Below are 25,235 nucleotides of genomic sequence, written 5' to 3'. Positions count from 1 at the left end.
GAAACCGATAGGCCATGTTTCGATCAAAAAAAATGGCATCTGTCCGGTCGATAGATGCCATGTTTTTGTTCAGGCCGGCTGCCTTGCGGCCGTATGTTGGTGCGGAAGGAGGGACTTGAACCCTCATGACTTGCGTCGCCACCCCCTCAAGATGGTGTGTCTACCAATTTCACCACTTCCGCGAATTCTTTTTGCCTTACGGCGTCGGCTTGTCTTCTTCGGACTTGGCCGGTTGTTCTGTCGCTTGCTCTGCCGGCGCTTCAACAGCAGGCACATCGGTATTCGGCACGTCAACTTGTGGCGCGGTCACGACCGGAATTTCGGCGGCAGGGACATCACCCGTTGGTTCGCTGACGGCAGCCGCGGCTGGTACTTCCGTTGCCGCTTCTGACGAGCTGAACACGTCGTCGACATTGTCTTGGCTCTTGTCGCGATGGCTGACCATGTAGTTCAACGCCAAGGCAATCGCGAAAAACACGATGACAAGGCCGGTAGTCATCCGGGTCAGGAAGCTGCCGGAACCAGACGAACCAAACACGGTATTGGAGGCGCCGGCACCAAACGATGCGCCCACGTCCGCGCCTTTACCCTGCTGGATCAGAATGATGCCGATCAGCAGCAAAGCCACGAACAGAAAAATGCCCAACAGGACTTCATACATAGTCGTTTAACCCACGTTTCGGCATATGCCGATAAATTCCTCTGCATCCAATGACGCGCCACCGACCAGGCCGCCATCGACGTCCGGCTGCGCCATCAGCGCTGCCGCATTATCCGCTTTGACACTGCCACCGTAAATGATACGGATGTGCCCGGCTTGTGCATTCTGCTGAACCAGCCATTGCCGGATCAGCGCGTGCATTTCCTGGGCCTGCTCCGGCGTTGCGGTTTTGCCGGTGCCTATCGCCCAGACCGGCTCGTAGCCGATCACAATCTCTGTGGTTTTATTCAGCAAACCGCGAATCGCGTTCAGCTGGCTTTCCACCACCAACCAGTTCTGGCCGGCTTCCCGCTCAGTCAGCGTTTCACCAACGCAGACAATCGGCGTCAAACCTGCGGCGAACGCCGCTTCCGCTTTGCGGGCAACCAGTTCGCTGCTCTCACCGTGATGCCGGCGCCGTTCCGAATGACCGACGATGACATACTGACTGCCACAGGCTTTCAGCATCGCGGCCGAAATTTCGCCAGTGTAGGCCCCTTGTTCATGGGCACTGACGTCCTGGCCCCCGACCTTGACGCTGCTGCCTTGCAGGGCGCTCGCCACGGCCGGAATCCAGATCGCCGGCGGACAAAGCAGAATCTCGGCGTTGACCGAGCTGGCGGCTTGTTTGGCGGCGCGGGTCAGGGCCTGAACCAGGTCAGTTGAACCGTGCAGTTTCCAATTGCCAGCAATCAGCGCTGTGCGTTTTGTCATGGGTTTCGGGGGCTGGCAAAACGGGCGCATATGGTAGCGATCTGCCCGCTAACTTACAAGCGAGCGAAAAGTCGTGAACGGTGCTGCTCAGAAATTGAGCTGTAAGGACAAATAAGCGCCCTGTTGATCGCGTTGACCAGCGATATCGCCGAGGTTCAGCCAGGCCGCCGTCAATGCCCAATGGCGATTTGGCACATAGGCCAAAAACAGGCCATGGGCATGCTGCTCGGCCACCGCGCTGAGCAAATCCGGTTTCTGCCGGTATTCGGCACCGAGCAGCAGCGCGTCAGTCAGGAACACACCGACGGAAGCCTCTGCAAGCCAGCGCCGGCCATTGCCGTCGTCGCCACCGAAGCCGAGTAAACCGAACTGATTGGCCCGGCTATAGCGGCCACTGACATTCAACAACAGATTGCGCCCCGCCAACGCGGCGAACCACAGGCGAGAGGCTGACAGCACCAGTTCGGTATCGCTGTCATCGCGGGCGCCGAGTGCGGCAGGAATGAAATCGAAGTCGCGGTTACGCTTGTGATAGGCGGCAACGGACAGTTGCGGCAACCAGGGCGAATCGCTGAACACGGCATCGCCCCAGACCCGCCATTTGATGCCGGCGATATGCTGGCGGAGTGTTTCACCAGGCACCACGTCCTGCAAGTCAAAGCGTTGTTCGGCCAGCGATAGCTCCAGCGTGTCGAACAAACCGACATTGACCGCGACGACGGACAAACGAAAATCGTCCAGTTCGGCGACGGTCACGGCGGCGGCTCCGCCCCATTCCGTGTTGGTACCATAACCGGAAATCAGTGCCCATTGAGTCAAGCCGCCACCGCCGGCTCCTTCCACCTGCACGACACCACCGGTCGCCGGCAGGCGCCCACCCGGATCGGCGAAGGCAACGACGGCCCAGCACGCCATCACTCCACACCACGCACGCATACCCTCTCCATTAACTGGTTGGCTCGTCCAAGCCTGACTATGCTTAAAGGCTAATGCAGGTCGGGTGGCTGTCAAATCATGAAGTGGGTTACGGTAATCATCGGATTGATGCTGGCCGGTGTTGGGCTGGGAGATGAGACTTCCCTGTACCAACGACTGGGTGGCGAAAAGGGCGTGCAAACCATTGCCGAGCGCTTGATTGATCACAGCAGTGAGCATCCAGAAACCCGGCGCAGTTTCGACAAGGTCGATCTGGTCAAACTGAAGCAATCGCTGGCGACCCAGCTCTGTGAGTTGAGTGAGGGCCCCTGTCGTTATCAAGGCGATGACATGCGTCGGGTGCACAAGGGGCTGGGCATCAGCGAACGGGAGTTTTACGCAATGGTTGAGCATTTGCGCGTCATTTTGGACGATATGGCCATCGACACTCGTAGTAAGAACCAGTTGCTGGCCAAGCTGGCGCCGATGAAAAAAGATGTGGTCGAATGAACATACGCTGGCTGATGTGGTTATTACTGTGGCTACCAATGTCGTCACTGCTGGCAGCCGAATTGCGTCTGCAGTTGACCGATACCAACGGCGCGCCGATTCCTGAAGTTGCCGTGGCCCTGGTGCCAGCAAGTGGTGTCGAACGACCGCCAGCGCAAACGGCGATCATTGATCAGGTCAACAAGGAATTCGTGCCGTACTTGTCGGTGGTGCAGGCCGGTGCCTTGGTGCGCTTTCCGAACAGCGACAACATTCGTCATCACGTCTACTCGTTTTCCGAGACCAACAAATTCGAACTGAAACTGTACAGCGGCGAACCCTCGCATCCGGTGCCGTTTGCCCGCGAAGGGATAGTCGTGCTCGGTTGCAATATCCACGACCGGATGATCGCTTATGTACTGGTCGTCGACAGCCCTTACTTCACTGTGTTGCAGAATCAAACGGAAGCGCGCTTGCAGGCACCGGCCGGCGCCTACCAATTGCTGATTTGGCATCCAGGCATGAACGCACCGATGCAAGAATCAGTGCAGCTCAGCGACACACCGAAGGTACTGAGCCGTCAGATTAGCGGAACGCCTTGAGATGGCAGACAGCGTGCCGGAGCAACGAGCGCCCTGGTGGCGACGGGTGCCGCTAGGTCAACGCATGGCGTTCGCTTACGGCGCCTTGATGATTGCCGTGCTGGCGTTGACGCTGCTGATCATCGATAACTTCCAGCAGCAACGGCTGGCGGAAACCATTCGCGAAAAATTGCAGCTCGGACAACAGGTGTTCGACCGCGCCAGCGAACAGAATCGGGCGTTGCTGATTCAAGCGGCGCAAGTGCTGGCTGCCGATTTTGGTTTTCGCGAAGCGGTCAGCAGCAACGACGCCGACACCATTCGTTCGGCACTCGACAATCATCGCAGCCGAATCGGTGCCGATCTCGCCATTCTGGCGGATTTGGACGGCCAAGTGCAGCAGCATTCCGAGATCGATAACTCGCTCGATTCGCAACAATTGCGCCGCGTATTTCAGCGCGCCAGTGCTGGCGGTGTCGCCAGTGCCATCATCAACCTTGATCAGCAATGGTATCAATTGGTGGTGGTGACGGTGCGAGCGCCGAACCCGATTGCGCTGGTGGCTCTTGGCTTTGCCATTGGTCGTGATGACATCAATGATTTGCGTACGCTGACTGGTCTCGATATCGCGTTCGTGCAATTTCAGGATTTACGCTGGCTCAGCAACTTGCACAGCCTTGAACACAACGAGCAGCCATTGCTCATTGAATGGTCGCCTGAAAATGAGAAAGTCGGCAAACAGTTGCTGCACCTCAATGATCAGCGCTATGCCGGTATCCTGCGCCGCTTCGATCAGCAGGCCGATGATTACGCCGCGCTGCTGCTGGTGTCCGAACAAGAGATCAGTGCGCCGTATTACGAATTGCGCCGTTTCCTGTTGCTGCTCGGTCTGCTCAGTATTGCCGTGACGCTGCTCGTAGTCTGGTGGATGGCGCGCGGCATTGTGCGGCCGGTTATCGGCTTGCAACGCGCCGCCGAACGGATGGCCGCTGGCGATTTTCACCACAGCTTGCGTATTGACCGTCACGACGAAGTCGGACGCCTCGCCGCCACGTTCAACAACATGGCTGGCACCATTGCCGACCGCGAACGGCAAGTGCGCTTTTTGGCGTTCAACGACCCGTTAACCAGCTTGCCCAATCGCCTTGGTTTTCAAGAAAAAATGCACCAGCTGATTGAAACCGAGCCAGCCGCTTTTGCCATGCTGCTGATCAATATTGATCGGTTCAAGCTGATCAATAGTACGCTCGGTTACAGCACCGCCGATCAAGTCCTGGTCATGGCCAGCGAGCGCCTTCAACAGCAGATACCGGACAATGCTGTGCTGGCACGGTTGGTAGGCGACGAATTCGCCGTGCTGTTGCCCGACAGCGATGTCGCCAAAGCGCGACTTTACGCCGAGCGCATCCGCATGGCATTGCGCGAGCCATTTCAATGTGCCGGTCGCCTTGTCGACGTGCGCGTCACCATCAGCTACGCCGTTTATCCGCGCCATGGCCAACACGCTCAAGAGCTGATCCGCGCGGCTGATCTGGCGCTGCATGCAGCAAAAGCCAACAAACAATCGCTGCAACTATTTGACCCGAATTTGCGGCCGTTTCGCCCGGAGCATTTGTCGCTGCTAGGCGAACTGAACGAAGCCATGCGCCAGGCTCAGCTTCAGTTGTATTTCCAACCGAAAATCCCGCTTGATCGCTCAAGCGCGCGTTATGCCGAAGTGCTGATCCGGTGGTTGCATCCGCATCGCGGCATGATCCCGCCCATTGAATTCATTCCGTTTGCCGAGCAAACCGGTGACATCAAGCAGCTGACCCGCTGGGTGATCGAAAAAGCGTTTCGGCAATGTGCCGATTGGCTGGCACAACAGCTGCCAATCCATTTGTCGATCAACATTTCCAGTCATGACTTACTTGACGAAAGTTTCAGTCCGTTTGTGCAGCAGCAACTGATCTCAACTGGTGTTCCACCGGCATTGATCTGTCTGGAAATTACCGAGAGCAGTTTTGTTGATGATCCGCAGCGTGCCATGCGCTCTTTACAGCAACTGCGCGAGCTGGGTCTGCAGCTGTCTATCGATGACTTTGGCACCGGTTATTCCTCGCTAAGTTACTTGCGGCAATTACCGGTTCAGGAATTGAAGATAGACCGAGCGTTTATCATGTCGCTGCAAGCCGAAGGCAGCGACGCCGCCATCGTCAAATCAACCATTGAGCTTGGCCATAATCTGGGTATGCGCATCGTTGCCGAAGGCGTAGAAACGGAAGCGCAGGTCATGTTATTGCGTGATTGGGGTTGCGATTTCGCTCAAGGTTATTTGTTCAGTAAGCCGGTTGATGGCCATCAATACATCGCGCATACCTACCTGCAATCGGTTTGAGTGGCTTCAGATCCTATACTTTTGGGTATAGACAAGGAGAAGCCCATGAGCACCGAACAAAGTTTGGCCGAACGCCTGCTCGACCAAGCGCTAATCATCGGTGAACAGCAGGGTTGGGAAGCCGTTCATTTGCACCAGCTGGCCGATGCCTGTGGCGTCACGCTACTCGATGTTCAACGCAGCTACCGACAGAAAGACGAATTGGTTGATGCCTGGTTAAACCGCGCTGATCGGGCGCTGCTGACCGAAACGGGCCCGTCGTCATCGTCTGCGGTGGAACGGCTGGAGCAAGCCTTGCTGCGTTGGCTGTCAGTGCTGGCGGTGCATAAACGCCTGACCCGACAGATGCTGGCCTATAAGCTCGAGCCGGGCCATCTGCATTTGCAAGTGAGATTAATCACCCGGGTATCGCGCACGGTGCAGTGGTGGCGGGAAGTATCCCGGCGCGAGCAAACCGGCCTGGCGCAGACTTTTGATGAAATCGCCCTGAGCAGTATTTTTCTCGCCAGCGTCAGTCATTTTCTGTTCGATGACAGCGCCGAATTCCGCCGCACCCGGCACTTGCTGCAACTGAAGCTGATGGCCCATCAAGCGGTTTGCGAGGCTGGCACACAGCTGCAATCCGCACTTAAACGATAACGCTGATAGCAACAAAAACGGCGCCCCAAAGGCGCCGTTTCCGATAGTTTTCACACTCAGCTTTGCCGAACCGCTTCGGCGATTTGCTCGGCGCAGCGGCGCACCTGCGAGGCATCGCGGCCTTCGACCATGACCCGAATCAATGGCTCGGTACCGGATGGTCGCAACAACACCCGGCCTGCCGCGCCCAGTTCGGCTTCAACGGCGCTGACCGCCTGCTTGACGCCGTCATGCTCCATAGGCTTACTGCCGGCTTTCAGCGGCACGTTAATCAGCGTTTGCGGGAATTTGTGCATGCCGCGCTTGGAATCGTGCAGCGAGACATTGTTCTGTACCAGCGCCGCCAGCACTTGCAGCGCCGAGACAATGCCATCGCCGGTGGTGGTCTTATCGAGACAAATCAGGTGCCCAGACGACTCACCACCGAGTATCCAGCCTTTTTCCTGCATCAGTTCCATGACGTAGCGGTCGCCAACTTTGGCCCGGGCGAAATCGATGCCCAGCTCTTTCAGCGCCACTTCAAGACCTAGGTTGCTCATGACGGTGCCGACCACGCCGCCGCCAGCCAAATGACCTCGGCGCTTGGCATCGCGAGCCATGATGAACAGGATTTCGTCGCCATCGACCACCTCGCCCTTATGGTCGACCATGATCAAGCGATCACCATCACCATCGAGCGCGATGCCGATATCAGCCTGCTTTTCCAGCACTGCTGCGGCCAGCAGTTTCGGCGAGGTGGCGCCAACCTTGTCATTGATATTCAGGCCGTTCGGTTCAACGCCAATCGTGTGCACTGTCGCACCGAGCTCCTCGAACACCGCTGGCGCGACCTTGTAGGTGGCACCGTGAGCGCAATCGACGACCATCGTCAGGCCGCGCAGGTTCAGGCCAGAAGGCACGGTGGCCTTGCAGAACTCAATATAGCGGCCGGTCGCTTCCATAACCCGCTGAGCCCGGCCGAGCTTGGCCGATTCGACTGAGGTCATCGGTTGATCGAGCATGGCCTCAATTTCCAGCTCTATGCTATCCGGCAGCTTTAACCCTTCGGCCGAGAAGAACTTGATACCGTTATCATCGAACGGATTGTGCGAGGCAGAAATGACGATACCGGCGCGGGCGCGCAGGGTACGGGTCAGATAAGCAATGGCTGGCGTCGGCATCGGACCAAGCAGATGCGCTTCGACACCGGCAGCAGAGAGCCCCGCCTCCAGCGCCGCCTCGAACATGTAGCCGGAAATCCGGGTGTCTTTGCCGATCAGCACCTTGCTGCCGGCGCCGTTGGCCAGCACCTTGCCGACCGCCCAACCCAGCTTCAGAACGAATTCCGGGGTAATCGGGTATTGACCGACCTTGCCGCGAATGCCGTCGGTGCCAAAAAACTTGCGTTTGCTCATGAAGTAATGAACTCGTTTGCTACGGCCTGCCAGAGCTGCAATGCCTGACGGGTGGCCTGGACATCATGGACGCGCACGATACGCGCTCCGGCCTGACATGCCAAGAGCGCCAGCGCGACGCTGCCAACCATTCGATCGTCAACCGCGGCGCCGGTAACCTGACCGATCAGCGATTTGCGCGACAGGCCCACCAGCAGCGGATAACCCAGTGGCAGCAACTGCTCCAGCCGGTTTAACAAGCGCAAATTATGTTCCGGGCTTTTACCAAAACCAAAGCCGGGGTCGAGCGCGATACGCTCTGGCGCAATCCCCTCGGCAATGCAGGCTTGGACTCTCGCTTGCAGGAATTCCGCCACCTCGGCGACGACATCGCCATAGATGGGCGTCTGTTGCATCGTGCGTGGCTCGCCCTGCATATGCATCAGGCACACAGCAACATCACTCATCGCAACGGCTTCCAGCGCCCCCGGCTGACGCAACGCATAGACATCGTTGATGATCTGCACGCCGGCCGTAATTGCCGCGCGCATAACGACGGCCTTGCTGGTATCGACGGCGACGACAGCACCCTGCTGCAAAGCGATTTCCACGGCTGGCATCACCCTATCCAGCTCTTCCTGCTCGGATACGGCCTGCGCCCCGGGCCGTGTCGACTCACCGCCGATATCAATAATGTCGGCGCCTTCGGCCAGCAACTGGTCAATCCGTTCGGGCAGCAGCGCCGGCGCCTGCCAGCGGCCACCATCGGAAAAGGAATCCGGCGTCACGTTCAGAATCGCCATGATCTGCGGCTTTGCCGCCTGCGGCCAATGCCAAGCCATACTTGAGTCCCGGTTCCGAAAAATGGTCGGCATTATCGCACTGTTGACGCTGAGAACGGTCTACATCGCAGGAGGCCGCGGTCGGGAATTTGACGAGCGGTTCTGGTAAGGAATGACCAGATTGTCGTTATACTCGGCCGTTGACCATTGGCGGGCTCCCCCGTAACCCCTACAAAGGAATGAAGCATTGCGTCTGACAGAAATCGTGGTTGTGCTGTCCACGTTGTGGTTTGCTGCACCGGCGCTTGCCACACACTTCACCAATGTCGAATGTCCGGCAACGAGCGCCAGCGACGAGACCGGCGAGCAGGAGACCGCGCCACCGCAACACATTGGTGAGATCTCGGTACAGGTCAAACCGATTTTCGATCTCGACAAGCCGGAAGAAAACAACTGGCTGTTTCGTGGCGCCAACGCGCTGAAAATTTCCACTGACCAGGATGTCGTCGAAGACTTCTTGTTGTTCGAGCGCGGCGAGCCCTACAACGCCAGATTGCTGGAAGAGTCGGAACGGATTCTGCGCGCGCGCAAATTCCTGCGCGATGCCCATGTTGATGTCGACGACCCCTGCGCCGAAGTCGTCAACGTCAATGTCAGCGTCAAAGATGTTTGGACCTTGCTGCCGGATGTCAGTTTTTCTCGCGGTGGCGGTGAAAACAGTTCACGCCTGGGCTTTCGTGATTCGGATTTTCTCGGCACCGGCAAAAGCATCATCATTGTCCGCAAGGAAAACAACGAACGCACGGGCGTATTGTTCGCGTTTGAAGATCCGAATCTGTTCGGCAGTCATAACGAACTCGATCTGCAATACCAGGACAATGACGACGGCAACGTCAAGCACTTCAATCTCGCCCATCCATTTTACTCACTCGATGATCGCTGGACCGCCGGCATCAACTTCACCGAAGACCAGCGCGACGACACCTTGTACGAACGCGGCGATGAGGTGCAGGAATTCAATCACGATGAATATCGCTCATCGGTTTACTGGGGCTTTTCCGATGGTCTGCAGGGCAAGCGCACCGAACGCTGGGTATTTGGTTACACGATCGAACGCAGTAATTTCGCCAGCGCGGATGAAACCGATCCAAACCGGTCGATTCCGGTCACGCGCGAATACCAGTACCCGTGGATAAGCTGGCAAGTGGTCAATGATCAGTACATCAAGACCAAGCACGTCAACCAGATGAGCCAAACCGAAGACATCAACTTCGGTTTGAACGCGTTTATCCAGATCGGCTACGCCGATGAATCCTTCAACTCACGTGATAATGCCACCGTGCTGCGCATGCAGGCGTTTCAATATCGCCGCTTCAGCGAAGAACTGCTGCATTACTATCAGTTCAATGCCAACAGTTACTTGCATGACGATGGCCCGCGCAATCAGATCGTGCATCTGTTCAATCGCTTCTACTACACACCGAAACCGGAACAGCAATGGTTTGCCAATCTGGAGCTCAGCCGAGGCTGGAATCTGTTCGTAGATCAACCGCTGACCATTGGCGGGGACAGCGGCCTGCGCGGTTATCCGATCCATTATCAAAACGGCGATCACCGCGTGTTGTTCAATCTCGAACGACGTTTTTATATTGCCTACGATGTCTGGTCGCTGTTCGATATCGGAGGTGCGGTTTATGCCGATTACGGTCGTGCCTGGAACCAGGGCGAAGACAATGGACCGAATGGCGGTTGGCTGGCCGATGTCGGTTTCGGCTTTCGTTTATCACCGACCCGAACTGGCAGTGATACCGAAGGCAGTGTCGCGGTGTTGCATATCGACATTGCGACACCGTTGGTGCGCGACGACGATCCAGAACTGGATGAATGGCAGGTGCTGGTCACCTTGCGCAACCGGTTCTGAGTTACGCCTCACCACGAAAGCACATGACCAACAAAAAAGGCGCCATTTGGCGCCTTTTTTATTTTTGCTGATTAATGCGAGCCGGCTGCGGCAGCATCGTCGGCAATGTCATGCGACGAGCCAACATTAACGTCAGATTGAACACCGCTACCACCTTTCGGGTCTTTCCAGCCGACCGGCGGTTCCGGATCCTTGCCATCCATGATCTGCTTGATCTGTTTGGCATCGATGGTTTCGTACTTGATCAACGCTTTCGCCATCGCGTGCAGCTTGTCGAGATTGTCCTTCAACAGCTTCTCGGCCACCTGGTAGTTGCGATCGATAATGGAACGTACTTCCTCGTCGATCGCCGCCGCGGTCTGGTTGGAAATGTTCTTGTGTTGGGTGATCGAACGGCCCAGGAACACTTCCCCTTCATCCTGCGAATAAGACAGCGGCCCCATGCGCTCGGACAGCCCCCAGTTGGTCACCATGTTGCGAGCGAGTTCGGTGGCACGCTGAATGTCATTCGACGCACCGGTGGTGACGCCATCGAAACCATGAATCAGTTCCTCAGCGATACGACCACCGAACAGAATCGCGATGCGGTTTTCCAGATAGTCTTTCGAATACGACAAGCGATCCTGTTCCGGCAGTTGCACGGTGACACCGAGGGCACGGCCGCGAGGAATGATCGTGACCTTGTAAACCGGGTCCGTTTTCGGCAGCAGGTAACCAACAATCGCGTGACCGGCCTCGTGATACGCAGTATTGGTTTTCTCTTCCTCGGTCATGACCATCGAGCGACGCTCGGTGCCCATCATGATCTTGTCTTTGGCTTTCTCCAGAAAATCCATCGTCACCGTGCGGGCATTGGCACGCGCTGCCAGCAGCGCCGCTTCGTTGACCAGGTTGGCCAAATCGGCACCCGAGAAGCCTGGCGTACCGCGAGCAATGACCATTGGCTCGACGTCGTCGGCCGACGGCACTTTGCGCAAATGCACCTTCAGAATCTGTTCACGGCCACGGACATCCGGCAAACCGACGACGACCTGACGGTCGAAACGGCCTGGACGCAGCAGCGCCGGGTCCAATACATCCGGACGGTTGGTCGCAGCGATGATGATGACGCCTTCCGAGCCTTCGAAACCATCCATCTCAACCAGTAATTGGTTCAGCGTTTGCTCGCGCTCGTCATGACCGCCGCCCAAACCGGCTCCACGATGACGACCGACGGCATCAATCTCGTCGATAAAGACAATACATGGTGCATGCTTTTTCGCCTGCTCGAACATGTCACGGACACGCGAGGCACCGACACCAACGAACATTTCGACGAAATCGGAACCGGAAATGGTGAAGAACGGTACTTTTGCCTCGCCAGCGATGGCGCGAGCCAGCAAAGTCTTACCGGTACCCGGAGGGCCAACCATCAACACACCGCGTGGAATCTTGCCGCCCAGTTTCTGGAATTTACTCGGATCTTTCAGAAACTCGACCAGCTCGCCGACTTCTTCTTTGGCTTCTTCACAGCCAGCGACATCGGCCAGCGTGGTTTTGACTTGATCTTCGCCCAGCAGACGGGCCTTGCTCTTGCCAAAGCTCAGCGCGCCGCCCTTGCCACCGCCCTGCATCTGACGCATGAAGAAAATCCAGACGCCGATCAGAAGCAATACCGGCAGCAGATTGATGAAAATGGCAAACAGCCAGCTTTGCTTTTCCGGGGAAATGGCGTTTACACGCACGCCGGAGTCGGTCATTTCGGCTTCCAGCTTTTCGGTGTAGCGAATCAGCTGGGTGGTGAATTTCTGGCCGCTCTTGTAGGTGCCTTCGGCCTCGAGCGTATCGACGCGGATATTGACCTCATCGACCTTGCCGTTTTTCACGTCCTGCATGAACTGGGAGTACTCAAGTGCCTGAACACTGCCCCGGGTGCCGGAAAAATTATTGAACACCGAGATCAGCACGACGCCGATCACCAGCCATAACAAGACATTGCGGAACATATCGTTCAAAGTCGTTTCTCCTCCCCGAGCCGCACCATTGGCCGAGGCTTTACTTGCTTAACTGCCAGTTACTTACCAGTCCTATTGACCAGTATAGTGCCGTGCGACCACAAAGATCTCACGAGAACGGTCTCTGGAGGCATCCGGTTTACGAATTTTTACGTTTTTAAACGTATTTCGCAGATCGGCGAGGTAGGCATCGGAACCCTCCCCCTGAAACATTTTGACGACCAGGTCGCCGCCAGGTTTCAGATGTGCGCGGGCAAATTCGAGCGCCAGCTCCAGCAGATACATGGCACGAGGCTGGTCCACCGTGTTCATGCCACTCATATTGGGGGCCATATCCGATAAAACAAGGTCGACGGCCCGCCCTTCCAACATCGCGTCGAACGCCGCCAGCACTGACTCCTCGCGGAAATCGCCCTGAATGAAGTCAACGCCAGCAATGCCGTCCATCGGCAGAATATCGAGCGCGAATACCCGCCCCTTGTCACCGACTTTCTGTACGACATACTGGGACCATGATCCCGGCGCGGCACCCAGGTCGGCGACCACCATCCCCGGTTTTACGATATGGTCCTTGTCATCGATTTCCTTGAGCTTATAAATCGCTCGCGAACGCCAGCCCTCTTTCTGGGCCTGTTTGACGTACGGATCGTCAAAATGGCGTTTCAACCACTGCGAGGAGCTTTTGCTTCTTGCCATACTCGTCTCTAAACCTCTTGGCCGCTACAATAGCGCGCCCATTATTCCGGAGTGTACTCATGACCACCCTTGCCTCAAACCAGATTCGTCACCTGCGCGCCAAAGCGCATGCGCTGAAACCGGTGGTCATGCTCGGTGCCAACGGCCTGACCGCCAACGTCCTGGCCGAAATCAACGCCGCCCTCGATCACCATGAACTGATCAAGGTGAAAGTCGTCGCCGAAGACCGCGAGCAAAAAGCCGAATTCGTCGAATCCATTTGCGCCGAACTACAGGCCACGAAAGTACAAGTGCTCGGCCATAACCTGACCTTGTTCCGGGCCAAGAAAAAAGACAGCAACTACCCGCTGCCGAAACCCAATCAAGCCAAGTAACACTCTCTTGTCACTCCCGCGTAGGCGGGAGTCCAGCCTTTCTTTCAATGCTTCAGCAATTTCTAGCACCTGGATTCCCGCCTACGCGGGAATGACAGCAATCGTTTTCTCAATCACCCTTCGTTTTTTTCGAAGTCACTAAAATCGAAAAGAGGAAAACGAGGCCCCCGTATGCGCCAGCCGGCAACGGCGTGATGGGGGCCGGGCACAAACGCAGGGACAGCGGTTGTAGCGCTGTTGAGGCGGGGATGCCGAGTCAGCGCGGCCCGAGCTGGAATCATGTCGTTGCCGGAACGGCCAGGTCGAAGCAACTACACTTGTCTGGCGCTTCGGGGCGCGGTGGATTCATGCCATCCTGGCATTCACCCTGCGGGCGCCTTCGGCGCCCAAATTTGTTCCTGACAAATTTGTCTCTTTGAGTACTTTCTCTTGCGCGAACAAGAGAAAGTACTTCGGCTGCCGGTCCGAGAACCGGCAAAGATGGTAGTCGAGCGTTGTCCGATTTTACTCAAAGCGTTGAAGTCGAGCCTAAAACCATCCCTCATCCTAAACTTCTCCCTTTGCAAGGGAGAAGTAACACTGCCCCTCCAGCAAATGACTACTCGTACTTCACCTCAACAATCTCATACTCAATATCACCACCCGGCGTTTTCACGACAACGACATCGCCTTCAAACTTTCCGACCAAGGCCCGGGCAATCGGCGAACCAATATTGATCAAGCCATTCTTGATATCGGCTTCGTCTTCGCCAACGATGCGATACGTCATTTCGTTACCATTCTCGGTATTCGACAGCACAACGGTGGTCCCGAAAATGACCTTGCCGTCATTGGTCAGCTTGCTGACATCGATAATCTGCGCATTCGACAGCTTGGCCTCGATCTCAGCGATACGGCCTTCGATAAAGCCCTGTTGTTCGCGCGCGGCGTGATACTCGGCATTCTCTTTCAAATCGCCATGGGCGCGCGCCTCGGCAATCGCTTCGATCACACGTGGACGGGCAACCGTTTTCAATTCCTGCAATTCGACTTTCAGTGCTTCGGCGCCCCGCGCCGTCATCGGTACACGATTCATGTCCGTTTCTCCACTCAAAAAAGAACAGAGCGCACGCGGCGCTCTGCGTTTCATTCAAGACTCAATCAAGGTTTGCGAATGCGCTGGTGCAATTCCTGCAACGAAACGACGGCATCGCGGTCCTGCTCGCGCAGCGCGGCGCATGAGGCATAGGCACCGGCAATCGTCGTCGTGTACGGAATTTTTTGCTGCAACGCTGAGCGACGAATCAAGTACGAATCGGCGATCGCTTGTTTGCCTTCGGTGGTGTTGACGATGTAATTGATTTCGCCATTCTTGATCAAATCGACAATATGCGGCCGACCTTCCTTGACCTTGTTGATCTTGGTGCAAGCCACACCAGCATCGTTCAGGATTTTCGCCGTACCTTCGGTCGCGAACAATTCAAAACCAAGCTTGGTCATCTGACGACCAAGCTCTGGCAACTTGTTCTTGTCGGCATCGCGTACTGAAACAATCGCCTTGCCGCCTTCAGGTGCTTGCGCAGCACAGGCGAGCTTGGCTTTGTAGTAAGCTTCACCAAAGGTATCGCCAACGCCCATCGCTTCGCCGGTCGATTTCATTTCTGGCCCCAGAATCGGGTCAGCTTTCGGGAACTTCGCGAACGGGAACACCGGCTCTTTGACCGAGTAATACGGCGGGATGATTTCTTTCAGCTCGCCCTGCTCTTTCAGAGTGCGACCGGCCATGACCCGCGCAGCAATTTTCGCCAGCGGCTTGCCAATCGCTTTCGAAACGAATGGCACCGTACGCGAGGCGCGCGGGTTCACTTCCAGTACAAAAATCTTGCCGTTTTGAATTGCGAACTGAGCATTCATCAAACCGAGCACATCCAGTTCTTTCGCCATCAAGTACATGTGACGACGCAATTCATCCTGCACCGCCGGCAACAAACTATACGGAGGTAGTGAACAGGCCGAATCACCGGAGTGCACACCGGCTTGCTCAATGTGTTCCATCAAACCGCCGACCAGCATGTCTTCGCCATCGAAAATGCAGTCGACATCGACTTCAATCGCGTCATCAAGGAAACGATCGAGCAGCACTGGCGATTCATCGGAAACTTTTACCGCGTGCTCCATGTAGCGACGCAGCTCTTCGTCGTTGTAAACGATTTCCATCGCCCGACCACCGAGTACATACGAAGGTCGCACGACCAGCGGATAACCGATTTCATTGGCCAGACGCACGCCTTCTTCGATATTGCGGGCGGTGCGGTTTGGAGGCTGGTGCAGGCCCAAACGCTCAATGGCTTGCTGGAAACGTTCACGATCTTCGGCGCGGTCAATGGCATCCGGCGAAGTACCGATAATCGGCACACCAGCGGCTTCCAAGGCACGCGCGAGTTTCAGCGGCGTTTGGCCACCGTACTGAACGATAACGCCTTTTGGTTTTTCCTTGTCGACGATTTCCAGCACGTCCTCCAAGGTCACCGGTTCAAAGTACAGACGATCAGAAGTATCGTAATCAGTCGAAACGGTTTCCGGATTACAGTTGACCATGATGGTCTCGTAACCGTCTTCGCGCATCGCCAGCGCCGCGTGCACACAGCAATAATCGAATTCGATACCCTGACCGATACGGTTCGGGCCGCCGCCGAGCACCATGATTTTTTCACGACTACTTGGTTCGGCTTCGCACTCATCTTCGTAAGTCGAGTACATGTAAGCGGTGGACGTCGCAAACTCGGCCGCGCAGGTATCGACGCGCTTATAGACCGGGCGCACTTCCAGTTTATGGCGCACTTTGCGGAATTCAGTTTCCTTGACGCCAAACAACTCAGCCAAGCGCTTGTCGGAAAAACCTTTGCGCTTCAGCTGGAACATATCGTCTTTGGTCAGCGTGCCGAGTGCGCGCTTGCTGCAGTCCTGCTCGATCTTGATTAGCTCTTCGATTTGCACCAGGAACCACGGATCGATTTTGGTCAGCTGGAATACCTGCTCAACACTCATTCCGAAACGGAAGGCGTCGCCAACAAACCAAATACGCTCAGGTCCAGGACTCAGCAAACGCTGACGCAGGGTTTCTTCGGCATCGGCCGCTTTCAAATCGACGTGCGGGTCAAAACCGTGGGCACCGACTTCCAGACCGCGCAGCGCTTTTTGCACCGACTCCTGGAAGCTGCGGCCGATGGCCATGACTTCACCGACCGATTTCATCTGGGTGCTGAGCACGGCATCGCTTTGCGGGAATTTTTCGAAATTGAAGCGTGGAATTTTCGTCACAACATAATCGATCGAAGGTTCGAACGAGGCCGGCGTCGCACCGCTGGTGATGTCATTTTTCAGTTCATCCAGCGTGTAACCAATGGCCAGCTTGGCCGCAACCTTGGCGATCGGGAAACCGGTTGCTTTCGAGGCCAGCGCCGAGGAACGCGACACGCGCGGATTCATTTCGATAACGACCAAGCGACCGTCTTCCGGGTTGACCGCGAACTGCACGTTCGAGCCGCCGGTTTCGACGCCGATTTCGCGCAGCACGGCCATCGCCGCGTTACGCATGATTTGGTATTCCTTGTCGGTCAGGGTTTGCGCCGGCGCGACGGTGATTGAGTCACCAGTGTGCACGCCCATCGGATCAAAATTCTCAATCGAACAAACGATGATGCAGTTGTCGGCGCGGTCACGCACCACTTCCATTTCGTATTCTTTCCAACCGATCAAGGATTCATCGATCAACAGTTCTTTGGTCGGCGACAAATCCAGACCGCGTTGGCAGATCTCTTCAAATTCTTCTCGGTTGTAGGCGATACCGCCACCGGTGCCGCCCATCGTGAACGACGGACGGATAATCGCCGGGAAACCCACCTCTTCCTGCACTTTCCAGGCTTCTTCCATCGTGTGGGCAATACCGGCGCGCGGCATGTCGATGCCAATTTTGCGCATTGCCTGCGCGAACAACTGGCGATCTTCAGCTTTGTTGATCGCCTCTTCGCGGGCGCCAATCATTTCGACGCCGAATTTTTCCAACACGCCCATTTTCGCAACGGCCAGCGCGCAATTCAGCGCGGTTTGTCCGCCCATCGTTGGCAGTAATGCATCCGGGCGTTCTTTTTCGATAATGCGGGCAACGATTTCCGGGGTAATCGGCTCGATGTAAATGGCGTCGGCCATGTTCGGGTCGGTCATGATCGTCGCGGGATTGGAGTTGACCAGAATGACCCGGTAGCCCTCTTCACGCAGCGCTTTACAGGCCTGTGCGCCGGAGTAGTCAAACTCGCAGGCTTGACCGATCACGATCGGACCGGCACCGATAATCAGGATGCTTTTGATGTCTGTGCGCTTTGGCATTGTTCAACCTTTCAACTTGGAATTCGGGTACAACCGGCTGGTGGTTACTTGTTTTTCGCCATTATCTCGATAAAGCGGTCAAACAGCGGCGCCACGTCATGCGGGCCGGGGCTCGCTTCCGGGTGCCCCTGGAAGCTGTAGGCCGGCACATCGGTGCGGGCAATGCCTTGCAGCGTGCCATCGAACAGCGATTTATGGGTGACGCGCAGCGTGTTAGGCATCGTTGATTCGTCCACCGCAAAACCGTGGTTCTGACTGGTGATCATGACGGTGCCATCGTCGATATCCTTGACCGGATGATTGGCGCCGTGATGACCGAATTTCATCTTGACGGTCTTGGCGCCACTGGCCAGCGCCAAAATCTGATGGCCAAGGCAGATACCGAAAATCGGCAAACCGGTTTTCAGCAGTTCCTTGGTGGCTGCAATCGCGTAATCGCAGGCGGCCGGGTCGCCAGGGCCATTGGACAGGAAGATGCCGTCCGGATTGTGCTTCAACACTTCGCTGGCCGGGGTTTGCGCCGGCACCACGGTCAGCTTGCAACCGCGTTCGGCCAGCATACGCAGGATGTTGTGCTTGACGCCGTAGTCGTAGGCAACAACATGGAAGCGGGCATGATTGGTGTCCTGGCTGCCCTGACCGAGCCTCCACTCGCCCTTGCGCCATTCGTAGCTTTCTTTACAGCAAACTTCCTTGGCCAAATCGAGACCGTTCAGACCGCCGAAATCGCGGGCCTTGGCCAGCGCCGTCTGCTCGTCGATGTTGTCGCCGGCAACGATGCAGCCGTTCAGCGCGCCCTTGGTGCGCAGCAGACGGGTCAGTTTGCGGGTATCAATATCGGCAATGCCGACCACGCCGCGCTTTTTCAGATAGTCGCTCAAATCTTCCTGTTTGCGGAAGTTCGACGCCAATCGCGGCAGATCGCGGATGATTAACCCTGCCGCCCAGACTTGGTTGGACTCGGCGTCCTCGTCGTTGCAACCGACATTGCCGATATGCGGGTAGGTCAGCGTAACGTGTTGTTTGGCGTAAGAAGGGTCGGTAAGAATTTCCTGGTAGCCGGTCATGGCGGTGTTGAACACCACCTCGCCGACCGAGGCGCCTTCGGCACCAATCGAAATACCACGAAAAAGGCTACCGTCTTCGAGGGCGAGCAAGGCAGGCTGGGTCACAAGTTCCTCCGGAGACAGGCGTGCGCCTACCCGTCCGGCGATTCAGGATTGAAACCAGACAGGCGTGCAAACAGGGTGGACAAAATTAGTGGGATTTTAAAGACAGTCTGGCCATCTGTCCATGAAACATCGGATCAATTATCGCGACCGCGCCAGCTTGTGCCCGACATAAATCAACGCCAGCGCCAGATAGCCGCTAATCAAGCCCCACAAATGAGCATCGATCGCGACCGGTGCTTCAATCAACACGGCCAAGTCCTGCGGAGAGCCGGTCAGCTGTTCGTACACAATGCGGCCATTCAAGTAAACGAACAACACACCACCAACCCGCCATTCGCGCTGACACAGTAAAGCCACCGAGCCGCAAATCGCGGTGCCGTAGAGCGCACCGGAAAGGCCGACATACCAGTTGATGTCAGTGAAAAGATGCATGCCGAGAATATTCAGCGGCGTACAAACCATCGCAATCAACCACCAACGTGGAGCGCGCCAGGTATCGGCAAACAGCAGGTATTGCACCAGAATGCTGAGCACATTCAGCAACCAATGCCAGCCATTGCTGTGCACGACATTGGCCGTGATCAATCGCCACCATTCGCCCTGGACGAACAACTCGCGGTCGTAGCGCAGCAGCTCGGTCAACGCCGGCTGCAGCACCAGCAATCCGGTCAGCGCGATCACCAGCCACAGCGGCAGGCTTTTGCGCAGCATCGCCGGACTGAATTGTTGCTTCAGTGTCGCTATAACAGGTTCAAACAGGGAAAGCGGATTGGACACGGTCATGGTAATCAAACGAAAGGGAGCGCGAGCGTAAACCAGCGCGTCGGCTTCGTCACCTGCTTCACTCCACTTCCGCCTGGGCAAAGCGGCCTTGCCGTAACGCGCGGCTCAGCGCTTCGGCCAGCATCACCAGCAAGATGATGGCGAGAATCAAGGTGCTGGCCTCGGCATATTGAAACAGACTGAGCGCGACAAAAAGCTGCTGGCCGATACCACCGGCACCGACCACGCCGAGCACCGTTGCCGCGCGGATATTCATTTCGCTGCGATACAGGCTGTAGGCCAGCCACTGCGTTTGCACCACCGGCAGCAAACCAAACCAGAATGCTTGTGCTGAACTGGCGCCGGATAATCTCAACGCAATGGAAGGCTCGCGATCAGCATTTTCCAGTGTTTCGGTAAATAGCCGCGCCAGTACGCCAGCGGTGTGCAGCGTCAGCGCCAGAATGCCTGCCGTGGGCCCAAGACCAACCGCGATCACCAGCAAACTGGCGAACAACAATTCCGGTACTGAGCGCAAAAGATTGAACAGTAATTTCAGCGGCCATTTCAGCCGACCATCGGCCCACCAGGCGAGCAGCACTGCCAGCAGCACACTGAGCAGACTGCTGATGATCGCCATCGCCAGTGTTTCGCCGCTGAGCTTCAACACGTTCCAGAGAAACGCCGGCTCAAGATTCGGCGACAGATACGGCTGAAAATACTCGGTAAATCCACTGAAGCTAAACAGCATCATGCGCCAGTCCAGCATCCAGATACTGAACACCAGCATCAATACAATCAACGTCAAAAAAATGAGCGCCCGCATCAGCGCACCGCCCAACGCAACAGCGCACTGATGCCATCAGCGAGCAACACCAGCAGGAAGAACGCCAGCAATAGTGTCGCCGCCTCACTGCCCTGAAAATGACGCATCGACAATTCCAGTTGCTGCCCCAAACCGCCGGCGCCGACAAAGCCCATAATCACTGAAGCACGCAGCGCGCATTCCCAGCGATAAACGGTGTAGGACAATAGCTCGCGATACACCGAAGGCAACACACCAAAGAAAAACGCCTGCAAGCGGCCGGCACCACCTAGCATCAGCGCTCGTGAGGGTTCGAGCGCGCCGCTTTCCATGATCTCGTTGTACACCTTGGCCAACATGCCGCCGTAGCTGACAGCAATGGCCAGCACCGCCGCCATCGGCCCAAGACCCGTCATACGCACAAACAATAACGCCCAGACGATTTCCGGTAGGCTGCGGATCAACAGCGCAAAAAAGCGGAATGGCCAGCGCAGCAGTTTACAAACAAAGCAGTAATTCGCCGGCCCGATTTCTGACAGTGACAAAGCGCGGGAAATGATCAGCGACAACGGTGCGCCGATAACAAACGCACCGGCAAGGCCAAGTGTGGCCACCGCGATGGTTTCGCCGCTGGCACGCAGCACAAATTGCAGAAACGCTTGATCGAGTCGCGGCGGAAAAAAACCGTCGACAAACTGGCCCATGACCTGCCAACTGTTGGCATCGAACACGCCTTGCACGCGAAAGCCACTGGCGTAATAAATCGGCAGCAATACCATCGCCGCCAATGCCAGCCAAAGCAGTTGTTGTTTATGCTGGCGATCAACGAGCTGCTGTGTCGAGCCACTCATCTCAACTGCACCGTGCAGCCGGTACGGTGGCTGGATTGGCAAACGCAACCGCAGCATGTTCACCGGCATAAAGTGCATCCAGCATTGCCGTGCTGATATGTGCCGGTGGGCAATCAAATTGAATTTTTCCGTCGCGTAAGCCGATGATGCGCGGGAAAAGCGCCAAGGCCAGATCAACGGCATGCAAGCTCGCCACCAGCGCCAACTGGTGCTGGCGCGCATGCGAGCAAATGACATCAATGGTATGGCACGCCAAGGTCGGGTCGAGTGCTGAAACCGGTTCGTCGGCCAAGATCAATTTTGGCGACTGGTAAAGCACTCGGGCAATACCAGCGCGCTGTAATTGGCCGCCGGACAATTCACCACAGCGCTGCAGCAATTTGTCGGCAATGCCCAGCGATTGCAGAACGGTCTGAATGCGTTCCGCGTCATCGTGGTGCCAAAGTGTGCGCAGACTTTTCAGCAGCGACCAATCAGCCAGTCTGCCAGCGCTGACGGCGGTGATTACCCGCTGCGTTGGTGGCAGCGGCGGCTTCTGCCAAATCAAACCGATGTCACGCCGCAAACGTTGTCGCTCACGACCCGATAAAGCCCAAGGATCTTTGCCGAATAGCAAGGCCGGAGGTTGCGAGCGCCATTCACTGGCCAGCACCCGCAGCAGCGAGGTTTTACCGGCACCGCTCGGGCCGATAATGGCCAATTGCTCACCGGCCTCCACGCGCAGTTGAATGCCATCCAGAATGGTGACGCCGTTGAGCTGCAAACGAATCGACGGCGCCTCGATGACCGAACTCAATGCCGCGTACTCACTTCAGCAAACCGGCTTTGCGTGCAGCCGATTCGATGCCTTGATAGTTTTCAGGTTTGGTAGCAATGAAGCGACTGGCACGCTGCAGTTCAAGAATTTCTGCATGCGCCGGATTTTTTGGATCCAGCGCCAGAAACGCCTGCGCGATTTTCCTTTGCAACGCGGCATCGAGCGTGCCACGAACGGTCCAGTTGTAATCGTAATAACTCGGTGTCGTCCAAATCACCTTGACCTTGCTGGTATCCACCTTTTTCTGCTCAACCAATTTATCCCAAACCGAAGCATTCAGCGCGCCGGCTTGCACTTTGCCGGAGGCAACCCAGGCCGCAGTAGCATCATGGGCGCCGGAAAAAGCGATGTTGGCAAAATCGGTGCCGGCATCAATACCGTTCTCGGCCAAAAAGTGACGCGGCATCAAATGCCCCGACGTCGAAGACGGTGAACCGAACGCAAAATTCTTGCCTTTCAGGTCACTGAGCGTATTGATACCGCTATCGACATTGGCGATAAATTTCGAAGTGAATTTGGCGTCTTCCTCACGTTGCACCAGCGGCAGCGCATTGCCGGTTTTCAAACGTGCCTGAACAAAAGTAAAACCGCCGAGCCAGGCGAGGTCGACTTTTCCTGCGGCCAGCGCTTCGACGACCGCCGCGTAATCATTGACCGGCACAAACAGCACTTCGCGACCGAGCTGTTGTTCCAGGTATCTACCAAGCGGTGCAAACTTGCGTTGCAGCTCGGTCGGCGACTCATCCGGAATAGCCGATACCCGCAGCGGTTCCACCGCTTGCGCTGCCGCTGCCGACAGCACCGCAGCCATTGCCGATACCCACCGCGCCCATTGCTTCATGACGTCTCTCCATCCAGCTCAGAATTGAAATTACGCACAGGTAAAACGTGCCAGTGCAAACCACTGTTTATCATCGGTCCAGTGTTGCTGCAGCTGCCATCCGGCGTCGGCCGCCAATTGCCGAATCATTTCCAACGAAAACTTGTAGGCATACTCGGTCAGAATCTGCTCGCCCTGGCGCAGTTGAATGCGCCGTTGTTGATACGTCACTACCGTCTCTTGCGTTATCTGCAATCGCATTTCAATCCGGGAGGCCTGGCGATTGAAAACCGCAGAATGCACAAACGCCGACGGATCCAGCTGCACACCGAGGTCTTGCAAATGTTGCAGCAGGTTCAGATGAAATTCGGCGGTCACGCCATCGGCATCGTTATAAGCAGCTTCCAGCAAGGACGGATCTTTCAGCAAATCGAAACCGAGCAACAATTCGCCATTTTCGCCGGCCAAGCGGCGCAAACGCGCCAGCCAATCCACCGCTTGCTCTGGTGTGAAGTTGCCGACTGATGAGCCAGGGTAAAACACCACGCGCGGCGCTGCAGGCAGGAATTCGTGTACCCGGCTGAACGACTGTTGAAAATCGGCCACCAACAAATAAACCGGCAAATCCGGAAACTGGCTGGCCAATTGTTCGGCGGCGACTTGCAATGGTTCCTCGGAAATATCGATCGCGACGTAAGCCCGCGGCTCGGCTTTACTCAACAAATAGGCGGCTTTGTCACAACAGCCAGCGCCGGGCTCAATCCACAACCTTCCTCGACCGAATGCTTCCGCCATCTCGCTGGCATAACGCTGCAAAATGCTTTTCTCGGTTCGGGTCAGATAGTATTCCGGCGTGCTGGTAATTTGCCGAAACAATTCGCTGCCGCGATCATCGTAAAAAAGCCAGAATGGCAGGCGGCGGTGCAGCTGCAAATCCTGCAGCACCTTATCGAGATCGATATCCTGCGGTGTGCTCAAGCGCTGCAATGTCACCGCTGCCGGTATCGGCGGATCGGCTCGATTCACGGCAACACCCTGACCATTGGCGTACCGGCTTCGATACGGCCAATCGCTGCCGCGTCGTGGAAGCCGTTACGCTGAAAAATTTCCAACACTTTGCCGAGGCTTTCCGGCTGACAGGCTACCATCAATCCACCACTGGTCTGCGGGTCAGTCAACAGATCGCGTTGCCAGTCCTTGCAGCCTTCGAACAACTGGATATGTTCACCGCAGCCCTGCCAGTTGCGTGTCGAGGCACCGGTGATAAATCCCTGTTGCGCCAGCGATTCGACATCAGAAATTTTCGGCACTTTGCTGTATTCAACGACCAGCTGAGCTTTCGACCCGCGCGCCATTTCCCAGCCGTGACCGGCGATGCCAAAACCGGTGATATCGGTGATGGCCGATACGCCCGGCAGTTGCGCCAGTTCGACACCAGGCGTGTTCAGCTTGGTCGTCGCGTCGATCATTTGCTGATAGTGGCGTTGATCCAATTCGCCTTTCTTGATGGCCGCCGACAGCACACCGACACCAATCGGTTTGCCGAGCACCAATACATCGCCGACCTTGGCCGTGTCGTTGCGTTTCAGGTGTTTGGGGTTGACGATGCCAATCGCGACCAAACCATAGATCGGTTCCGGCGCATCAATCGAATGACCACCGGCAATCGGTATGCCGGCTTGCTGGCAAATCGTTTCTCCGCCACGGAGAATTTCGCGAATCGTTGACGGTTTCAGTTTATTGATCGGCATGCCGACGATGGCCAGCGCGAACAGCGGCTTTCCGCCCATCGCGTAAATATCGGATATAGCATTAGTGGCGGCGATACGACCGAAATCGAACGGATCATCGACAATCGGCATGAAAAAATCAGTGGTGGCGACAATCGCCTGCTCGTCATTGATCTGATAAACCGCCGCATCATCGCTATTTTCCACACCGACCAACAAATTCGGGAACACCTGCTTGATGACACTGTCACCAATGATTTCCTGCAGCAGTGCCGGGGCAATTTTGCAGCCGCAACCGCCGCCATGGGCAAGCTGGGTCAAACGAATCGGTTCAGACATCAGACAACTCCTTTATTGG

General features: G+C 56.4%; 23 protein-coding genes and 1 tRNA gene. 6 read left to right on the top strand and 18 right to left on the bottom strand.

Features of this window, described 5'->3' with window-relative positions; all coding sequences use genetic code 11:
• Nucleotides 1-97: 97 nt before the first annotated feature.
• From E2H98_RS13290 to E2H98_RS13275, 4 genes are all read right to left on the bottom strand, one after another.
• Nucleotides 98-182, bottom strand: a tRNA-Leu gene (locus tag E2H98_RS13290).
• Between the two features lie 14 nt (nt 183-196).
• Complete coding sequence (gene secG / locus E2H98_RS19505; RefSeq protein WP_133593475.1) at nt 197-661, bottom strand: preprotein translocase subunit SecG; 465 nt, start codon at nt 659-661, stop codon at nt 197-199.
• Nucleotides 662-667: 6 nt separating this feature from the next.
• Complete coding sequence (tpiA, locus tag E2H98_RS13280) at nt 668-1,414, bottom strand: triose-phosphate isomerase (protein ID WP_133593477.1); 747 nt, start codon at nt 1,412-1,414, stop codon at nt 668-670.
• Between the two features lie 87 nt (nt 1,415-1,501).
• Nucleotides 1,502-2,350, bottom strand: coding sequence for a DUF3034 family protein (locus E2H98_RS13275; RefSeq protein WP_133593479.1), 849 nt, complete (start codon nt 2,348-2,350; stop codon nt 1,502-1,504).
• A 78-nt stretch (nt 2,351-2,428) separates the two neighbouring features.
• On the opposite strand from E2H98_RS13275, the gene E2H98_RS13270 reads away from it, so the two are divergent.
• From E2H98_RS13270 to E2H98_RS13255, 4 genes are read left to right on the top strand one after another with little or no spacing between them, the layout of a single operon-like run.
• Nucleotides 2,429-2,839 (top strand): group I truncated hemoglobin, encoded by a 411-nt coding sequence (locus E2H98_RS13270; protein WP_133593481.1) that lies wholly within the window; start codon nt 2,429-2,431, stop codon nt 2,837-2,839.
• Nucleotides 2,836-3,420, top strand: coding sequence for a methylamine utilization protein (locus E2H98_RS13265; RefSeq protein WP_133593483.1), 585 nt, complete (start codon nt 2,836-2,838; stop codon nt 3,418-3,420). The genes E2H98_RS13270 and E2H98_RS13265 overlap by 4 nt, the downstream gene beginning before the upstream one ends.
• 1 nt (nt 3,421) lies before the next feature.
• A complete protein-coding gene (locus E2H98_RS13260) occupies nt 3,422-5,776 on the top strand; it encodes a putative bifunctional diguanylate cyclase/phosphodiesterase (protein ID WP_133593485.1) in 2,355 nt (784 codons plus the stop codon).
• A gap of 45 nt (nt 5,777-5,821) precedes the next feature.
• Nucleotides 5,822-6,415, top strand: a complete 594-nt coding sequence (locus E2H98_RS13255; protein WP_133593487.1) for a TetR/AcrR family transcriptional regulator — start codon at nt 5,822-5,824, stop codon at nt 6,413-6,415.
• Nucleotides 6,416-6,471: 56 nt separating this feature from the next.
• Here E2H98_RS13255 and glmM read toward each other — a convergent pair whose 3' ends face one another.
• The gene (gene glmM / locus E2H98_RS13250) at nt 6,472-7,809 is read right to left on the bottom strand and encodes a phosphoglucosamine mutase (RefSeq protein ID WP_133593489.1); all 1,338 of its coding nucleotides are present in this window, start codon (nt 7,807-7,809) and stop codon (nt 6,472-6,474) included.
• Entirely contained in the window at nt 7,806-8,630 is an 825-nt protein-coding gene (folP, locus tag E2H98_RS13245) for a dihydropteroate synthase (protein WP_133593491.1), read from the bottom strand. The genes glmM and folP overlap by 4 nt, the downstream gene beginning before the upstream one ends.
• Nucleotides 8,631-8,817: 187 nt before the next feature.
• Between folP and E2H98_RS13240 the strand changes: the two genes are divergently transcribed.
• Entirely contained in the window at nt 8,818-10,491 is a 1,674-nt protein-coding gene (locus E2H98_RS13240; protein WP_133593493.1) for a BamA/TamA family outer membrane protein, read from the top strand.
• 71 nt (nt 10,492-10,562) lie between these two features.
• On the opposite strand, the gene ftsH is transcribed toward E2H98_RS13240, so the two are convergent.
• Both ftsH and rlmE read right to left on the bottom strand, forming a co-directional pair.
• Nucleotides 10,563-12,476 (bottom strand): ATP-dependent zinc metalloprotease FtsH, encoded by a 1,914-nt coding sequence (gene ftsH, locus E2H98_RS13235; RefSeq protein ID WP_269769312.1) that lies wholly within the window; start codon nt 12,474-12,476, stop codon nt 10,563-10,565.
• A gap of 81 nt (nt 12,477-12,557) precedes the next feature.
• Nucleotides 12,558-13,181, bottom strand: a complete 624-nt coding sequence (gene rlmE, locus E2H98_RS13230; protein ID WP_133593497.1) for a 23S rRNA (uridine(2552)-2'-O)-methyltransferase RlmE — start codon at nt 13,179-13,181, stop codon at nt 12,558-12,560.
• Nucleotides 13,182-13,240: 59 nt separating this feature from the next.
• Here rlmE and yhbY point away from each other — a divergent pair, with 59 nt between their 5' ends.
• On the top strand, nt 13,241-13,555 hold the full coding sequence (yhbY, locus tag E2H98_RS13225; protein WP_133593499.1) for a ribosome assembly RNA-binding protein YhbY: 315 nt from the start codon (nt 13,241-13,243) through the stop codon (nt 13,553-13,555).
• A 598-nt stretch (nt 13,556-14,153) separates the two neighbouring features.
• Here the strand turns inward: yhbY and greA are convergent.
• From greA to selD, 10 genes are all read right to left on the bottom strand, one after another.
• The gene (gene greA, locus E2H98_RS13220) at nt 14,154-14,630 is read right to left on the bottom strand and encodes a transcription elongation factor GreA (RefSeq protein ID WP_133593501.1); all 477 of its coding nucleotides are present in this window, start codon (nt 14,628-14,630) and stop codon (nt 14,154-14,156) included.
• 65 nt (nt 14,631-14,695) lie between these two features.
• Entirely contained in the window at nt 14,696-17,920 is a 3,225-nt protein-coding gene (gene carB, locus E2H98_RS13215; RefSeq protein WP_133593503.1) for a carbamoyl-phosphate synthase large subunit, read from the bottom strand.
• Between the two features lie 44 nt (nt 17,921-17,964).
• On the bottom strand, nt 17,965-19,092 hold the full coding sequence (gene carA / locus E2H98_RS13210; protein WP_133593505.1) for a glutamine-hydrolyzing carbamoyl-phosphate synthase small subunit: 1,128 nt from the start codon (nt 19,090-19,092) through the stop codon (nt 17,965-17,967).
• 138 nt (nt 19,093-19,230) lie between these two features.
• Nucleotides 19,231-19,875 carry a rhombosortase gene (gene rrtA / locus E2H98_RS13205; RefSeq protein ID WP_133593507.1) on the bottom strand — a complete coding sequence of 215 codons (645 nt, stop codon included), beginning with the start codon at nt 19,873-19,875 and terminating at the stop codon, nt 19,231-19,233.
• A 58-nt stretch (nt 19,876-19,933) separates the two neighbouring features.
• Nucleotides 19,934-20,680, bottom strand: coding sequence for a phosphonate ABC transporter, permease protein PhnE (phnE, locus tag E2H98_RS19210; protein WP_162848224.1), 747 nt, complete (start codon nt 20,678-20,680; stop codon nt 19,934-19,936).
• A complete protein-coding gene (locus tag E2H98_RS19205) occupies nt 20,680-21,510 on the bottom strand; it encodes a PhnE/PtxC family ABC transporter permease (RefSeq protein WP_198325123.1) in 831 nt (276 codons plus the stop codon). The genes phnE and E2H98_RS19205 overlap by 1 nt, the downstream gene beginning before the upstream one ends.
• A 1-nt stretch (nt 21,511) precedes the next feature.
• Nucleotides 21,512-22,279 carry a phosphonate ABC transporter ATP-binding protein gene (locus tag E2H98_RS13195; protein ID WP_198325320.1) on the bottom strand — a complete coding sequence of 256 codons (768 nt, stop codon included), beginning with the start codon at nt 22,277-22,279 and terminating at the stop codon, nt 21,512-21,514.
• 37 nt (nt 22,280-22,316) lie between these two features.
• Nucleotides 22,317-23,168, bottom strand: coding sequence for a putative selenate ABC transporter substrate-binding protein (locus E2H98_RS13190; RefSeq protein ID WP_133593509.1), 852 nt, complete (start codon nt 23,166-23,168; stop codon nt 22,317-22,319).
• Nucleotides 23,169-23,198: 30 nt separating this feature from the next.
• Nucleotides 23,199-24,173 (bottom strand): L-histidine N(alpha)-methyltransferase, encoded by a 975-nt coding sequence (egtD, locus tag E2H98_RS13185; protein ID WP_133593511.1) that lies wholly within the window; start codon nt 24,171-24,173, stop codon nt 23,199-23,201.
• Complete coding sequence (gene selD, locus E2H98_RS13180; protein WP_133593512.1) at nt 24,170-25,216, bottom strand: selenide, water dikinase SelD; 1,047 nt, start codon at nt 25,214-25,216, stop codon at nt 24,170-24,172. Before selD ends, egtD begins: the two co-directional genes overlap by 4 nt.
• Nucleotides 25,217-25,235: the final 19 nt, after the last annotated feature.

Source organism: Permianibacter aggregans, assembly GCF_009756665.1.
In the GTDB taxonomy this organism is placed as follows: Bacteria; Pseudomonadota; Gammaproteobacteria; order Enterobacterales; family Permianibacteraceae; genus Permianibacter; species Permianibacter aggregans.
This window is presented reverse-complemented; position numbering and strand designations above follow the sequence as displayed.

Bases quoted from the DNA above. Each gene is read 5' to 3' on its own strand.
- E2H98_RS13265 (WP_133593483.1), top strand. From the start codon at position 2,836: ATGAACATACGCTGGCTGATGTGGTTATTACTGTGGCTACCAATGTCG.
- selD (WP_133593512.1), bottom strand. From the start codon at position 25,216: ATGTCTGAACCGATTCGTTTGACCCAGCTTGCCCATGGCGGCGGTTGC.
- greA (WP_133593501.1), bottom strand. From the start codon at position 14,630: ATGAATCGTGTACCGATGACGGCGCGGGGCGCCGAAGCACTGAAAGTC.
- E2H98_RS13255 (WP_133593487.1), top strand. From the start codon at position 5,822: ATGAGCACCGAACAAAGTTTGGCCGAACGCCTGCTCGACCAAGCGCTA.
- rrtA (WP_133593507.1), bottom strand. From the start codon at position 19,875: ATGACCGTGTCCAATCCGCTTTCCCTGTTTGAACCTGTTATAGCGACA.
- carB (WP_133593503.1), bottom strand. From the start codon at position 17,920: ATGCCAAAGCGCACAGACATCAAAAGCATCCTGATTATCGGTGCCGGT.
- secG (WP_133593475.1), bottom strand. From the start codon at position 661: ATGTATGAAGTCCTGTTGGGCATTTTTCTGTTCGTGGCTTTGCTGCTG.
- rlmE (WP_133593497.1), bottom strand. From the start codon at position 13,181: ATGGCAAGAAGCAAAAGCTCCTCGCAGTGGTTGAAACGCCATTTTGAC.
- E2H98_RS19205 (WP_198325123.1), bottom strand. From the start codon at position 21,510: ATGAGTGGCTCGACACAGCAGCTCGTTGATCGCCAGCATAAACAACAA.
- folP (WP_133593491.1), bottom strand. From the start codon at position 8,630: ATGGCTTGGCATTGGCCGCAGGCGGCAAAGCCGCAGATCATGGCGATT.
- phnE (WP_162848224.1), bottom strand. From the start codon at position 20,680: ATGCGGGCGCTCATTTTTTTGACGTTGATTGTATTGATGCTGGTGTTC.
- glmM (WP_133593489.1), bottom strand. From the start codon at position 7,809: ATGAGCAAACGCAAGTTTTTTGGCACCGACGGCATTCGCGGCAAGGTC.
- ftsH (WP_269769312.1), bottom strand. From the start codon at position 12,476: ATGTTCCGCAATGTCTTGTTATGGCTGGTGATCGGCGTCGTGCTGATC.
- E2H98_RS13190 (WP_133593509.1), bottom strand. From the start codon at position 23,168: ATGAAGCAATGGGCGCGGTGGGTATCGGCAATGGCTGCGGTGCTGTCG.
- yhbY (WP_133593499.1), top strand. From the start codon at position 13,241: ATGACCACCCTTGCCTCAAACCAGATTCGTCACCTGCGCGCCAAAGCG.
- E2H98_RS13270 (WP_133593481.1), top strand. From the start codon at position 2,429: ATGAAGTGGGTTACGGTAATCATCGGATTGATGCTGGCCGGTGTTGGG.
- E2H98_RS13260 (WP_133593485.1), top strand. From the start codon at position 3,422: ATGGCAGACAGCGTGCCGGAGCAACGAGCGCCCTGGTGGCGACGGGTG.
- E2H98_RS13275 (WP_133593479.1), bottom strand. From the start codon at position 2,350: ATGCGTGCGTGGTGTGGAGTGATGGCGTGCTGGGCCGTCGTTGCCTTC.
- tpiA (WP_133593477.1), bottom strand. From the start codon at position 1,414: ATGACAAAACGCACAGCGCTGATTGCTGGCAATTGGAAACTGCACGGT.